Source organism: Chryseobacterium phosphatilyticum, assembly GCF_002899825.2.
GTDB lineage: Bacteria > Bacteroidota > Bacteroidia > Flavobacteriales > Weeksellaceae > Chryseobacterium > Chryseobacterium phosphatilyticum.
On record NZ_PPED02000001.1, the window covers coordinates 808,036 to 822,042 of the forward strand.

Genomic DNA, 14,007 nt, shown 5'->3' on the forward strand with positions numbered 1-14,007 from the left:
ACTAATTATTTCCATTATAATGAAACCATCAACGTCTGATAATATTTAAAAACAAAAAAACAGGACAAAATTTGTCCTGTTTAGTATCAATAATTTTTATAATTCTTAGTTTCCTCCGAATTTGAAACCTACACCAACTTGTACAAAACTATTGGTCAGTTTATATCCACCTTCAGCATGTTTTGCCAGGTTAGAAAGACCCAGATTGTATCTTGCATCAAAGAAAAGTCCGTTTTCCAATGCATACTCAGCACCAACAAAAGGGGCTAAGTTTAATGTATTCAACTGATCTTTAATGTCAACTTCATCACTTCCCTCAAGCTCAACCAATGGTCCTAATCCTAAATCAGCAGAATATTTTTGTTTTGCAGATAAGATAAGTCCTACATTAGCTCCCGCAGAAACCGATAATCCTTCGGTGATAAAATACTTCGCAGAGATAGGAATCAATAAAGTGTGGTAAGTTTGTTTTGCTTTAACATTTAAAAATGTAGCAGGATCATCCGGATCAGCAGTTTCTACCTCCATCTTTCCCCCAAGTGGAGAATATAAAAGTTCTCCCTGAAGAGCAAATTTATCACTCAGTTTGTATTCTACCAATCCACCGATATAGTATGTATGTAAGGGATCAGAAGTTTCAGAGTGACCATCACCTTTAGCCTTGAGTGTAGAGTATGAATATCCTGCTTTAGCGCCGAATCTTACCTCCTGAGCATTTACGTTTGCTCCCAAAACAGCGACTGCTGCAATAAGTAAAAGTCTTTTCATTGTTAACTAGTTTTTAATTAAGGTCTGCAAAACTAATTAAATTTTTCAAATTAACAAATTTTAATAAAAAAAATAAATATTAATTTGAATATTATGAAAAATTTTCACTCACTCCCATCAATCATTCCTTAACCTTTTATCTTCCTCATTGTAGGCTAAAATAATCTTCCTTACAACCGGGTGTCTTACTACATCTTCTTCTGTAAGATGAATAAAACCAATTTCTTTAACTCCATTAAGAATTCTCATGGCTTCTTTTAAACCGGACTGCTGATTTTTAGGAAGGTCTATCTGACTGGGATCACCTGTGATGATAAACTTTGCATTCATTCCCATTCTCGTAAGAAACATCTTCATCTGAGCATGAGTTGTATTCTGTGCTTCATCAAGAATCACAAAAGCATCATCCAGCGTACGTCCTCTCATAAATGCCAGCGGAGCTACTTCAATTACTTTTTTCTCCATAAACCCCTCCAATTTTTCATGAGGAATCATATCACGCAGAGCATCATATAATGGTTGTAAATAAGGATCAAGCTTTTCTTTAAGATCTCCAGGCAAAAAACCAAGGCTCTCCCCTGCTTCTACCGCAGGTCTGGTTAAAATAATTCTTTTTACTTCTTTATCTCTTAAAGCTCTTGCTGCCAATGCCACACTGGTGTAGGTTTTCCCTGTTCCTGCCGGGCCTATTGCAAAGACCATGTCTTTTTTCTCTGTTTCTTTCACCAGCCTTTTAAGATTGGTGGTTTTAGCTTTAATAATCTTTCCATTAACCCCTTTTACAATAATATCCTGATCGAAAACCAGTTGTTTTTCATTTTCATCTTTAATATTCAGAATATTTTCAACGTCTTTAAGACCTATTGAGTTGTTTTTTGAGATAAATTTGACAATATCATCCAGTTTTTGTTTCAGTATATCTAGAGCTTCCTGATTTCCCATCGCAAAGATAAAATGATCTCTTCCTGTAATTTTAATGGTTGGAAAGCTTGATTTTAATAAGTTGAAATATTGGTTATTAACTCCATAGAAGATTTTTGGATCGATATCTTCCAAATCAAATGTTAATTCAAACATGCAGTATTTTTATTTTTAGATTTTAAAATTAAAGCTTTTTTTCAAATTTATATCAAATTCTTTTCAACAATCTTTCGGGCTTTCTTTTTATTTTAAATAACTTTGCAAGACTACACTATTCTATACATTGCTCATGTCAATTATTACCCTTACTTCGGATTTCGGAAATTTAGATTACAGAGTTGCTGCTGTGAAAGGCAAAATTCTGTCTCTAAACCCTGAGGTTAATATTGTTGATATAACCCACGACATCCAGGCTTTCAATCTTATACAGACTTCCTACATTGTAAGAAATGCTTATAAATATTTTCCTAAAGGAAGCATTCATATTCTGTCCGTGGATAGTTTCTATAACAAATCAAGAAAAAATATTATTTACAAAGCGGATGGTTCTTACTTTCTGGCAGCAGATAACGGACTGCTGAGCCTGATCTTTTTTGATATTAAACCTGAAGCCATCTATGAACTTACACTGAATAACCGTTTTGATGATATCATCGACTTTACGTCTACAGATATTTTTGTTCCTGCTGCAGTACATCTTGCCAATGGCGGGCTTCCGGAAGTTATCGGAAGGAAAATAGATTCCGCAAAGCAACTGATGTTTCCAAGAGCTGTTTACAATGAGTCTGAAGGGATGATTATCGGGGAAGTTACCTACATTGATAATTTCGGAAATATAATCTCAAATATCAACAAAGATTTTTTCGAAAATATCAGTAAAGGATACAGCAGTTTTACCATAAAATTCAGAAACCTGAGTCTTTCAAGGGTGTTTTCAAGCCATACTGAAGTCGTTTCTGACTGGGAAAGAGAGACAGAATTCCATGGGCAATCAGCAGCAATTTTCAATGACAGTCAGTTATTGGAGTTAACGATTTACAAGGGAAGTAAGAAAAACGGTGCTAAAAGCCTGTTTGGATTGAATGTAGGTGAAAATATTTACATTGAATTCAGCTAAGATTATATATTTCATAAAAAAACCGATTTTTTTTATATATTTGTCAAAATCTAAAAATCAAAAATGGCAGAATACAAATTATTGCTTCCTTCCATGGGAGAAGGTGTTATGGAAGCGACAATTATCACTTGGTTATTCAATGAAGGTGATAGCGTAAAAGAAGATGACTCTGTAGTAGAAATTGCAACAGATAAAGTAGATTCAGACGTTCCGACACCTGTTTCGGGAAAAATTGTTAAAATTTTAAAGCAAAAAGATGAAGTTGCCAAAGTAGGTGAGGCCATTGCTATTTTAGAAATCGAAGGAGAAGGCACTGCATCAGAAGAAGTACAAACTGAATCTCCGGCTGCTACCCCGGATACTGAAACATTAAAAACAATTGAACAGCCTTTACAAACCGTAGCTGCTTCAAACGTAGAATTCTCAGGAGATCTTTATTTATCTCCACTTGTAAAATCAATTGCACAACAGGAAAAAATTTCTGAAACTGAACTAAAAACTATCAAGGGAAGTGGTTTAGAAGGAAGAATTACCAAAGAAGATATACTAGCTTACGTTGCCAACAGAGGGAATCAACCGGCTCCACAAGCTGCTGCTGCACCAGTAGCAAATACTCCAAAAGCTGCAGTTTCTGCACCGGCAGCAACAATTACTGCAGCGGCAGGTGATGAGATCATTCCAATGGACAGAATGAGAAAGATCATCGCTGAAAATATGGTAAAAGCAAAACAAATTGCACCACATGTTACCTCATTCATCGAAACAGACGTTACCAACGTTGTAAAATGGAGAAACAAAAACAAAGCGATCTTTGAAAAGCGTGAAGGTGAAAAACTTACGTTCATGCCTATTTTTGTAAAAGCTGTGGTAAAAGCAATCCAGGATTTCCCAATGATCAATGTTTCTATCAGCGGTGAAAACATCATTAAAAAGAAAAACATCAACATTGGTATGGCTACTGCCCTTCCGGACGGAAACCTTATTGTTCCTGTTATCAAAAATGCTGACCAGCTTTCACTTTCAGGTCTTGCAAAAGCAATCAATGATCTGGCATACAGAGCTAGAAATAAAAAATTAAGACCTGAAGATACTCAGGGAGCTACCTATACTATTTCCAATGTAGGAAGCTTCGGAAACCTTATGGGAACACCGATTATTCCTCAACCTCAAGTGGCAATTTTAGCGATTGGAGCAATTGTTAAAAAACCGGCTGTTCTGGAAACAGCAGACGGTGATGTCATTGCAATCAGAAACTTAATGTTTATGTCTCACTCTTATGATCACAGAGTAGTAGACGGTTCTTTAGGTGGAATGATGCTGAAGCATGTTCATGATTATCTTGAAAACTGGGATTTAAACACTGAAATCTAGTAACAATCTAGATCAATAAAGAATTTAATTAATAACCAAAACAGACAGATTATGAAAAACGCGACAATAATTGCTATCATTTCATTAAGTGCAATCATCCTTATTGATCTTATTCAGCTTGCATCTAGTTTTTTTGATTTCTACTCAATGAATCTGTTTCGTGTTTTTGGGGTATTAAACCTTTTGGGCTATATCGGGATTCTGCAGTTTTTTGTTACACTATACAATAAACAAAAAGAATGAGTCCTGAATTAAGAGAACTTTTTGAAATAAAACAGGACGGCGATAAAAAGGCTTTGCCTTCAAATCAAAATGTAACACGACACATTTTAATCCGCCTGGCTGTTCTTATTTCCGGAACGATTGTTTTTAGCATTGCAATGACTGAAGCAAAAGGATGGGACGGATTAGCCTATCTGATCTTTATGATGATTTTCCATGGTTTGTGGTTTCTTTTCATCATTATTGAAACCACAGTCCTTCAAAGCAAGAATAAGTTGAAGCTCCGGAATATCAATCTGATCTTTGCAGGCAGTATATTACTTCTCTATGGTATAGCAGCCGCCCTCTTTTTCGGCGGTTCTTAAAATAAGCAATAACAGAATCTCACTCCTTACCGGGGTGAGATTTTTCTTTCATTGATTGATTTTTCAAAATTTTACCGTAATTTCATTCCACAAAACCAACAAATGCTGAGAATTTTTATCCTGATACGAAAATCCATCAAAAAATCCTTCGATAACATTCGGAATGAACAGTTGAAAAACAACCTGCTTCAGGCTATCCCTTTTTGGATAGGATCAGTAATCACAGGCTTTTTTGCAGTTTTGTATGCACAGATATTCGCATGGGGTGAGAATCTGATGAATTTTATCTTTGACTGGCATGCCTGGATGATCTTTATAATTGCGCCTATTGGTTTTGTCCTCTCCTGGTGGCTGGTGAAGGAGTTTGCTCCCAACGCCAAAGGAAGTGGTATTCCTCAGGTAATGGCTGCTGTAGAGCTTGCCAATCCGAAGGAACACAAAAAGATCAGAAGTCTTTTAAGCCTTAAAATTATTATTTTCAAAATCGTTTCTTCCGTAGTCCTGGTTATTGGAGGTGGTGCTGTGGGACGTGAAGGACCTACTATTCAGATCGCAGGTTCTGTTTTCCGAAAAGTCAATGAATACCTTCCTGAATGGTGGCCCAAGATCTCCAAGAAAAATATGATCATGACAGGAGCGGCAGCAGGTCTTGCGGCAGCCTTCAATACTCCGTTGGGCGGAATTGTATTTGCAGTAGAAGAACTTTCAAAAACCCATATTAACTACTTTAAAACGGCCTTATTTACCGCTGTGATTATTGCCGGATTAACCGCACAAACACTGGCTGGCTCCTACTTATATCTGGGATATCCAAAAACGAATGATGTTTCCTTAATGGTTATGTTTCCCATCATTCTGGTTGCTGCAACGGCAGGCATCCTTGCCAGTCAGCTCTCCGTCATCATGCTTAAAATCAACGGATGGAAAAAGAAAACCTTGAAAACAAACAAAGCCAATGTCGTATTTCTAATTATTTGCGCTCTGTTTGTAGCCTCAATAGCATATTTTATTAATCGGGAAATTCTAGGCTCGGGAAAGGAGATTATGGAACGTGTTCTTTTTACAAAAGATAAACATGAAGACTGGTACGTACCTATTTTAAGGATGCTTGGACCTGCCTTGTCCTTTACATCAGGAGGTGCAGGAGGAATTTTTGCACCGGCACTTACTGCCGGCGCAAGTATAGGGTCTGTGATCTCCGGAGCCATTCATTTAACCCCCAACGAAACCAATGTCGTTATTCTTGGAGGAATGGTGGCCTTTCTTACAGGAATAACCAGAGCTCCGTTTACATCAGCCATCATTGTACTGGAAATGACCGACAGGCATTCATTGATTTTTCATCTGATGCTTGCCGGCATGGTTTCTTCGATAGCTTCAATACTCGTCAGCAGACACTCCCTTTATGATGTCTTGAAAGTGAATTTTCTTACAGAGGTCAGACGGAATGACTAGTTGATCATATTACATATTAATCCTTTTTCAACATAATTTTTAAATCCTTCATTGCTTCTAATACTTGAGCTGCCACTTCATAATCAGTCAGCTTAATCACCAGCTTGCTTAATTCTCTTTTAGATTTTGTGATTTTATAGGTGACAATATTTAAATAAGCGATATTATCCTTTCTTTTGGAAATGTCATGGAAAGCTACGACTTTACTCAGATCCCAAAAGTCACCTTCATGAACAGTACGTCCTTTACCATTCAGTGAATTGATTTTAATATTTTCGCCATCAAACTCAGCACGTAATGACAAATCGTTTCTATCACGGTCAATTCCGTATTCATTGATTTTGGATACGATAAAATTCCGGGCTTCCTCCGGTGTTTTATATTTTCCTAAAATATCTACTTTTCCGTTATTGTAAGTGATTTGATATACTTCAGATTTATCTAAAGAATGGGTAGGCCCATCTGCATTATCCAGTTCTTTATAAGTAATATCCGTAGAACCGATTCCTATAAGTTTAGCATCGAAAGTGCTTCCGTTTTTCTTTGAAATTCTGTCCTGGGAATAAAAAAGATTCCCTGCTACCAGTAATGGTAAGATGCAATAATTGATTTTCATTGTATGATAAAATTTGTATTCTGATTAAAAGTGAAAACCAGAATGCAAAAATCAGTCCTCAACTATAAAAAATTTGTACTATTTATTGATAAAAAAGGCTGATCCTTTTTAAAACCCTGGAAGTCAACATCCACAAAGTATAATAAAAATTATTAATACTATTCGTCCACCCTACTCAAAGCAATTATTATTTCTTTCACTCCTTCTCTATATTTTAAATCTTTCCTGAATAATGATTAGTGCTCCTATTCTTTCAATTATTACAACAATATTCTTGCATATTACAAATATATTCTCTACTTTTGCACCTCGAAATAATTAACAAATTCATTTAACATTATGAACAATTACGAAACTGTTTTCATTTTAACTCCCGTTCTATCTGAGTCACAGGTAGAGGAAGCAGTGAACAAGTATGTAGATCTTATCAAAGAAAAGAACTGCGAAATCGTTGCTAAAGAAAATTGGGGATTAAAAAAATTAGCTTACCCTATCCAATTGAAAAAGAACGGGTTCTATACTTTAATCGAATTCAAAGGTGAAGGTACTGTAGTAGCTGATTTAGAATTAGCATTTAAGCGTGACGAGAGAGTAATCCGTTACCTTACTACAAAACTTGACAAGCATGCTGTTGAGTACGCTGTAACTAGAAGAACTAAAGTAAAAGCAGCTAAAGCTTAATTATTAACCCTATTTTTTAAAAAAGACAAGACATGGCAATAGATGAAATGGCTAAACAAGCCTCAGCTGGAGGAGAATCAGAAGTAAAATTCCTTACTCCACTTGATATCAATACAAAATCTGAAAAGAAATATTGTAGATTCAAAAAATATGGAATTAAGCACGTTGATTATAAAGATGCTGACTTCTTATTACAGTTTGTGAACGAACAAGGTAAAATTTTACCAAGAAGATACACTGGAACTTCTTTAAAATACCAAAGAAAAGTTTCTGCTGCTATCAAAAGAGCAAGACACCTTGCTTTACTACCATATGTAGCTGACTTATTGAAATAAGACAAAAAAATAAATAAAAGAAGAGAGCGATCTCTTCTTTTGTTGCTGAATAAATAATTAATTCTAACTTGATTTTAGACAATTCTAAAATCTAAAAAAGGACAACAACAATGGAAATTATCCTAAAAAAAGACGTAGAAAACTTAGGACTTGAGTTTGATACAGTAAACGTAAAGCCAGGTTATGCTAGAAACTTCCTGATTCCTCAAGGAATTGCACTTTTAGCTACCCCAAAAAACAAAGCTGCTTTAGAAGCTACATTAGAAGCTAGAAAAGAAGAAGAAGCTAAATTAATCGCTACTGCTAACGCTGTAGTTGATCAATTGAAGAAAGTTTCTATTACTATTCCTGCAAAAGTAGGTACTGGTGATAAATTATTCGGATCTATCAATAATGCTGACCTAGCTGCTGCTCTAGAAAAAGCTGGAGTTTCTGTAGAGAAAAAATATATCAAAATTCCTGGTAACACGATCAAGAGAACTGGTAAATTTACTGCTCTTATCAGACTTCACAGAAATGTTGAGTACAACTACGAATTCGACATCGTTTCTGATGCTCCGGTTGTAGCTGCACCTGCTGCTAAGAAGGAAGAAGTTAAATCTGAAGAAGCTTAATAAGCAACTGAGATTTTCTCACCATACAAGACCACTTCAAATTTTGAAGTGGTTTTTTTGTATATAGTTCGGAAAGATTATGCATAGACTACCCCGTCTTTTTGCTTTGCAAAAAAAAACTTCTTCAGGAAGGGGAATGTAGGAAATCTTAACTATTATTACTTGTTAAATGAGCTTTTTCTTAGCCTGCATGCAGTGAAAAATCTTATCCAGCATTATAAAACTCGTTACCACGTAACCCGTAACCCGTAACCCGCAACCCTAATACTCTCCCACTTACGCATCTCCCCTCAACTTATGCTGGTATTCTGTAGGTGCGACTCCGATTACCTTTTTGAAGATATTGCTAAAAGAAGACAAACTATTATACCCCACCATCATCGCTATTTCATACATATTATACTTTTCTTCAAGCATCAGCTCAAGGGAACGGGTAATCCTTAAAGCACGCAGAAAACGAACGTAATTCATCCCCAAAGTCTCTTTAAACCTTCTGGAAAGAGTCCTGGTACTCATTCCGAATTCCTTTGCTGTAGACTCAATTGTAAGAGGTTTTTCCAGGTTGTCATGAATGTACCTGGCAATTTTAAGCAAGGTTTCATCTTTGGGAAAGGGATGCTGAACCGGAAATGCTAGTTTTTTATCTCTTTTCTCAGGCAGAATGCCTTTTAATGCCTTAAGAAAATAATATTTAGAACCATCATTTTTTGTAATTTTCCCATTCCATTCTTTTGTATATAAAATCATCTCCCTCAGCAGATCATTGACTGAATAAATATTAATTTCATCAAAAAAGCCATTATGATCATCTTCTTTTTTAAAATAAAAATTATATAAATCTACCTTAGGGCTGGTAGAAAAAAGATAATGAGGGGTTCCCGCTGGAATCCACATAAAACATCTTGCCGGAAGATACCAGTGTTTCAGATCGGTAAAAACATGCACAATACCACCTTCTGCATATACCAATTGAGCAGAACTATGGTAATGAATCTCTGTGGTAATATTTCCCGTAAGTACATGATAAACGTAAAACTCCGCATCTTCATCTTCTACGTCTTTAAAATGGCTGTCATTCATGAAATAAAGATAAGAAGATTTTTTAGATTGGCGTAAATGAGCAAATCTTTTTCTTGTTTCACAAATCGTGTCCGGTTCTTGTCGTCGTAACTTTGCCCTATCAAAATCAATTTGGCAAAAATCTTTTAATTAATTTATGAATATGATATTTAACGCATGCAGATATCTGTGCATTGCGTTGTGCTTATTATTGAGCAATCTTTTTTACACACAGATGATCGATTACCAGCATCTTGGCTTGCAACAGGCTGTAGAGATTGGGCTACAAAACAACAAAAACATCAAAATAAGTCATCTTAAACAGGAAATGTCCGTTACCAAAGAGAAAGATCTCAAAATGGAAAAACTACCGGATATTGAGTTTCATACCAGCTACATGCAGGTGACCAACCTTTATCAGCATCAGGACGGTATTTTCAATAAGGCAACAACATACAATGCCATCAATGCAATGTATGACTTTACCTTATCGGCTTCTATTCCGGTGTATATGGGCGGAAAAATCAGGAACACTGAGAAAAAAGCCACTATTGATACGGAAATCTCCTCTTTAAGAACCCATCTGGATGAAAGACAGCTCAAGATGGAAATCATTACTGCTTTCCTACAAATCCATCATTTAAAAGAGCAGCAGCATCTTATTCATGATAAAATGAAGGAAGATTCGGTCAACATCAAACAGGTAAAAGCTTTAAAAGCTAATGGCGTGGTAACGGTAAACGAAGTTTTGAGAACATCATTACAGCTTTCCAATCACAAAATGAGCTGGACAGAACTGGATAATGATATTCAAATAGCTGAACATAAGCTGAAAACTATTCTTGCTCTTCCGGAAAATCAGGAAATGCATGTCAGCACGGAAGATCTTATTTCTGATAAAACTACAATACCGTTCGTTGATGAATTGACGGAAACCGCTTTAAACAAAAATGAGTCAGTTGGGATTACCCACAAAAATCTTTCTCTCAAAGAGCTGGATCAAAAGATAACAAAAGCTAATTACCTGCCTAAAATTACCGCAGGCGGAGAATATTTTTTAAAATACCCGAATATGATGTTCTTTCCTCCCGAACCCTATGCTTATCGCCTTGGTATGATTGGAATGAATCTTACCTATCCTATCGAAAACCTGTACAAAAACAAGTTTAAAATGCAGGAAGCCAGAGAGAATATTGATCTTGCAAAACTTCAGATCGAAGAGAACGAGGAAAAAATCAGACATAATGTATATGAAGCGTATAAAAAGTTTGAAGAAACTGATCAGAAAGTAAGCATAGCAGAAGAAGCCATTAATCAGGCTAAGGAAAATTACCGTATAGTAAAAACAAAATACGCCAATAAGCTAAGCCTTATAACTGAACTTATTGATGCAGACAATGCCTATCTGGAAGCAGAATCTAATCTTATTTCCGTAAAAATTAACAGACAACTCAAATACTATCAACTCCAATATACGATTGGAAACTTATAAAACTATGGCACAGAAACAACTGACACAAAAGGAAAAAAGAATCAATAAGACGATTAGTTTACTCGCCTGGATTCTGATCATCAGCGGCGTCACAGGAATGATAAGTTTTTATCTTTTTTCAAGAAAAAATGTGACTACTAATGATGCACAGATCGAGCAATATATCACACCTGTCTCCAGTAAGGTTTCAGGGTTTATTAAAGCAATAAAATTCAACGAAAATCAATTCGTTCACAAAGGGGATACTTTAATTGTCATAGACAACAGAGAATTTGTCAATCAGGTTCATATGGCAGAAGCCAGTCTGAATGCCAATACGGAGAGCATTACAACGATCCAAAGCAGTGTCAATACAAAAGAAAGTGACACAAAAATAATTGATGCAAAGATTGCCTCGGCAAAAATTGATATCTGGAGAACTGAGCAGGATTTTAAAAGATATAAAAACCTGCTGGCAGAAGATGCTGCCACCGAACAGGAATTCGAAAACGTAAAAGCTTCTTATGAACAATCTAAAGCCAATATGCTGGCATTGGAACAACAAAAAAATGCAGTAAGAGCCGGAGCCAATGAACAACAAACTAAAGTGGCTCCAGCCAAAAGTCAGATTCAACAAAGTTCTGCCAGTCTGAATAATGCCAGATTATTCCTTTCCTATACGATCATTACCGCGCCATACGATGGATGGGTGGGAAAAAAAATAATCCAGGAAGGTCAACTGATCAAGGAAGGTCAGGCTTTGGTACAAATAGTAAGTAAAGAAAAATGGATTATCGCCAACTATAAAGAAACTCAACTTGGACAAATTGATCAGCAACAGGAAATAATCATTACTGCCGATGCCTATCCGGGTATTGAGTTCAAAGGAAAGATTGTTTCTGTCTCCCCTGCCTCGGGGTCCCAGTTTTCTTTGATAAAGCCAGACAATGCAACTGGAAACTTCGTGAAAATCGAGCAGAGATTCCCTGTGAAAATTATTCTTGAAGCCAATAAAGACAATGAGAAACTACTCTCAGGAATGAATGTTCTGGTGAGTGCGAAGAAGATTTAGCCTTAAAGTGAGAGTATTTGAAGGTATTAGAGTACAAAAATATCAGGTTGTAGTATCATTTTTAAATTAACTCATTGTTAAATCTTCAAATTAAAATTATTTTTTTTCGCGAAAAGACAAGACCGCAAGATAGCAAATCTGCCATTTTTTTTCTTATGCACTTTTGCCATTTTACCTTTTACATTACTTCCTGCCTTTTGTCTTTTCGCATTTTATATTTCAGGTGAAATTGCAAAACTGCTGATTTGCCCGTCTGCTTTCTGAGCATTCTTAACCCCCTTCCATAATCTATGCAACACAATACAGTTTATCATAAATGGTTACCACAATGGTTGAAATTGCCTCTTCTTATCCTGGCATTATTTCCGCACATCATGTTGTTGTCATTGCTGCATTCCAATAGTGCCTTCACGTCTTCTTTTATGGATGTGGATTCGGATGACATTCAATACTTAATGATGTTGATGTATGGAACGTTTGTAGTGACCCTTTTGGTTTTACAGCGGTTTATGTCTTATTTCAGTGTAAAGTATTATGTCCTGCTGATGTCTTCCGTTTCCGTGATTCTTCTCTATATTTTATCCGTCACCAATGATTATCATGTGATTCTGGTGATCCGGTTTTTAGAAGGATTCTTCGGACTGTTGGAAGGAGCCATATTCCTGCCTTTAATCATAGCAGAATTAAAAACAAAACATGCCAAGGTTATCGCTTATCTTTTCATGTATTCACTCATGCTTACGGGAGGAACTGTGACTACAACGCTACTCAAATCAAGTATTCAGGATTATGACTATCAACATATGATCCTGATGATGGCATATTTTCATATTTTTGTTCTGATTCTGGGTTTTCTTATTTTCAACAAAAATCGTTTTTTTCCAAAAAAACCATTATATCAGATGGACATTCCAAGCTGGTTTTTGCTATGGGTTTGTCTTCAATCCGGAGCCTATGCTATCGTGTATGGAAAAAGACTGATGTGGCTTGAGTCTGACACGATCATTATCTGTCTATTTATATTTCTGATTTCCGGAGGTCTATTTATGTTGAAACAAAGGAATTCAAAACGTCCTTTATTCCATTATGAAGTTTTCAGTTCCAAAAATGTGATTGTGGGAATGATTCTTTTCTTTATCTTCTATCTTATTCGTTCCGGATTAAATAATGTTTACAGTATTATGGCGACAGTCTGGAAATGGCCATGGGATTATATCGTAAACATCCAGTACTGGAATGTGGCAGGAACATTGATTGGAGTATTTCTGTCAGCAGTTTGTCTTGTTCGGGGTATTTCTTCCAGAATTGTGTTCTTTACAGGGTTTTTCCTACTGGCGATAGATTGTGCCTGGTTTACCTATACCTTTTATCCGGACACTACACTTTCTACCATCTGTCCGCCATTATTCCTCCAGGGAGTAGCACAGGGATTATTATTTACTCCTCTGGTATTTTTTCTTATTTCCGGTATGCCTGAAGAGTATGTAGCTAATGCCAGTGCAATGGGAACCACTACCCGCTTCTGGGCAACGGCAATTGGATATGCTTTAATGCAAAATGTAATGTTATTTTTAACGTTAAAGCATTCCGATGTTTTAAGCTTTACTCTTACGGACACCAATCCTGTTTTTTACAGTCAATGGAATCAGGTTTTTGGTGCTCAGATTTCAAAATTGCCGGTAAATGAATCCTTATCGATGACCGCGGGAGCTTTTAAAACAAAAATAACCGCCCAATCTATTCTCCTTTCCAATATGGAGATTTTTACAGGATTATTCTGGCTGGCATTCATAACTGCTCTTCTTTTGCTGCTTTATCACCCGGTAAAAATAGCAGTCAGGAATATTATGTAAGAAAGAAAAGAGACAGGATAATGGAAGTTATTGAAGTCCTAAATAAACAATGGATTCGGTTAAGGAAATTTCATATTTTAACGCAAT

At 36.1% G+C, this 14,007-nt stretch carries 15 protein-coding genes; 11 read left to right on the forward strand and 4 right to left on the reverse strand.

The window, feature by feature from the left end:
- Positions 1-105: 105 nt before the first annotated feature.
- Together C1631_RS03655 and C1631_RS03660 are read right to left on the reverse strand one after the other, a co-directional pair.
- Positions 106-768: a porin family protein gene (locus tag C1631_RS03655; RefSeq protein ID WP_103249526.1), complete on the reverse strand. Its 663-nt coding sequence runs from the start codon at positions 766-768 to the stop codon at positions 106-108.
- 117 nt (positions 769-885) lie between these two features.
- Positions 886-1,845 (reverse strand): PhoH family protein, encoded by a 960-nt coding sequence (locus tag C1631_RS03660; RefSeq protein ID WP_109710528.1) that lies wholly within the window; start codon positions 1,843-1,845, stop codon positions 886-888.
- A gap of 133 nt (positions 1,846-1,978) precedes the next feature.
- On the opposite strand from C1631_RS03660, the gene C1631_RS03665 reads away from it, so the two are divergent.
- The 5 genes from C1631_RS03665 (at position 1,979) to C1631_RS03685 (ending at position 6,219) form a co-directional block, all read left to right on the forward strand.
- On the forward strand, positions 1,979-2,806 hold the full coding sequence (locus C1631_RS03665; protein WP_109710530.1) for an SAM hydrolase/SAM-dependent halogenase family protein: 828 nt from the start codon (positions 1,979-1,981) through the stop codon (positions 2,804-2,806).
- Positions 2,807-2,869: 63 nt separating this feature from the next.
- On the forward strand, positions 2,870-4,177 hold the full coding sequence (locus tag C1631_RS03670) for a dihydrolipoamide acetyltransferase family protein (protein ID WP_109710532.1): 1,308 nt from the start codon (positions 2,870-2,872) through the stop codon (positions 4,175-4,177).
- A gap of 51 nt (positions 4,178-4,228) precedes the next feature.
- The gene (locus C1631_RS03675) at positions 4,229-4,420 is read left to right on the forward strand and encodes a hypothetical protein (protein WP_109710534.1); all 192 of its coding nucleotides are present in this window, start codon (positions 4,229-4,231) and stop codon (positions 4,418-4,420) included.
- Positions 4,417-4,764: a hypothetical protein gene (locus C1631_RS03680; RefSeq protein WP_103249641.1), complete on the forward strand. Its 348-nt coding sequence runs from the start codon at positions 4,417-4,419 to the stop codon at positions 4,762-4,764. The genes C1631_RS03675 and C1631_RS03680 overlap by 4 nt, the downstream gene beginning before the upstream one ends.
- Before the next feature lie 102 nt (positions 4,765-4,866).
- Positions 4,867-6,219, forward strand: coding sequence for a chloride channel protein (locus tag C1631_RS03685; RefSeq protein ID WP_109710536.1), 1,353 nt, complete (start codon positions 4,867-4,869; stop codon positions 6,217-6,219).
- A 16-nt stretch (positions 6,220-6,235) separates the two neighbouring features.
- Here the strand turns inward: C1631_RS03685 and C1631_RS03690 are convergent, their stop codons facing one another.
- Complete coding sequence (locus tag C1631_RS03690; RefSeq protein ID WP_103249642.1) at positions 6,236-6,835, reverse strand: hypothetical protein; 600 nt, start codon at positions 6,833-6,835, stop codon at positions 6,236-6,238.
- A 339-nt stretch (positions 6,836-7,174) separates the two neighbouring features.
- On the opposite strand from C1631_RS03690, the gene rpsF reads away from it, so the two are divergent.
- The 3 genes from rpsF (at position 7,175) to rplI (ending at position 8,465) form a co-directional block, all read left to right on the forward strand.
- Positions 7,175-7,516 (forward strand): 30S ribosomal protein S6, encoded by a 342-nt coding sequence (gene rpsF, locus C1631_RS03695; RefSeq protein WP_047429790.1) that lies wholly within the window; start codon positions 7,175-7,177, stop codon positions 7,514-7,516.
- 32 nt (positions 7,517-7,548) lie between these two features.
- Entirely contained in the window at positions 7,549-7,851 is a 303-nt protein-coding gene (gene rpsR / locus C1631_RS03700; RefSeq protein WP_002979091.1) for a 30S ribosomal protein S18, read from the forward strand.
- A gap of 110 nt (positions 7,852-7,961) precedes the next feature.
- Positions 7,962-8,465, forward strand: coding sequence for a 50S ribosomal protein L9 (gene rplI / locus C1631_RS03705; RefSeq protein ID WP_103249435.1), 504 nt, complete (start codon positions 7,962-7,964; stop codon positions 8,463-8,465).
- Positions 8,466-8,741: 276 nt separating this feature from the next.
- Here rplI and C1631_RS03710 read toward each other — a convergent pair whose 3' ends face one another.
- Positions 8,742-9,545, reverse strand: coding sequence for a helix-turn-helix domain-containing protein (locus tag C1631_RS03710; protein WP_109710538.1), 804 nt, complete (start codon positions 9,543-9,545; stop codon positions 8,742-8,744).
- Between the two features lie 214 nt (positions 9,546-9,759).
- Here C1631_RS03710 and C1631_RS03715 point away from each other — a divergent pair, with 214 nt between their 5' ends.
- The 3 genes from C1631_RS03715 (at position 9,760) to C1631_RS03725 (ending at position 13,920) form a co-directional block, all read left to right on the forward strand.
- Positions 9,760-11,016 (forward strand): TolC family protein, encoded by a 1,257-nt coding sequence (locus tag C1631_RS03715; RefSeq protein WP_109710539.1) that lies wholly within the window; start codon positions 9,760-9,762, stop codon positions 11,014-11,016.
- Positions 11,017-11,020: 4 nt separating this feature from the next.
- Positions 11,021-12,067, forward strand: a complete 1,047-nt coding sequence (locus C1631_RS03720) for an HlyD family secretion protein (protein ID WP_103249273.1) — start codon at positions 11,021-11,023, stop codon at positions 12,065-12,067.
- Positions 12,068-12,357: 290 nt separating this feature from the next.
- The gene (locus C1631_RS03725) at positions 12,358-13,920 is read left to right on the forward strand and encodes an MFS transporter (RefSeq protein ID WP_123966582.1); all 1,563 of its coding nucleotides are present in this window, start codon (positions 12,358-12,360) and stop codon (positions 13,918-13,920) included.
- Positions 13,921-14,007: the final 87 nt, after the last annotated feature.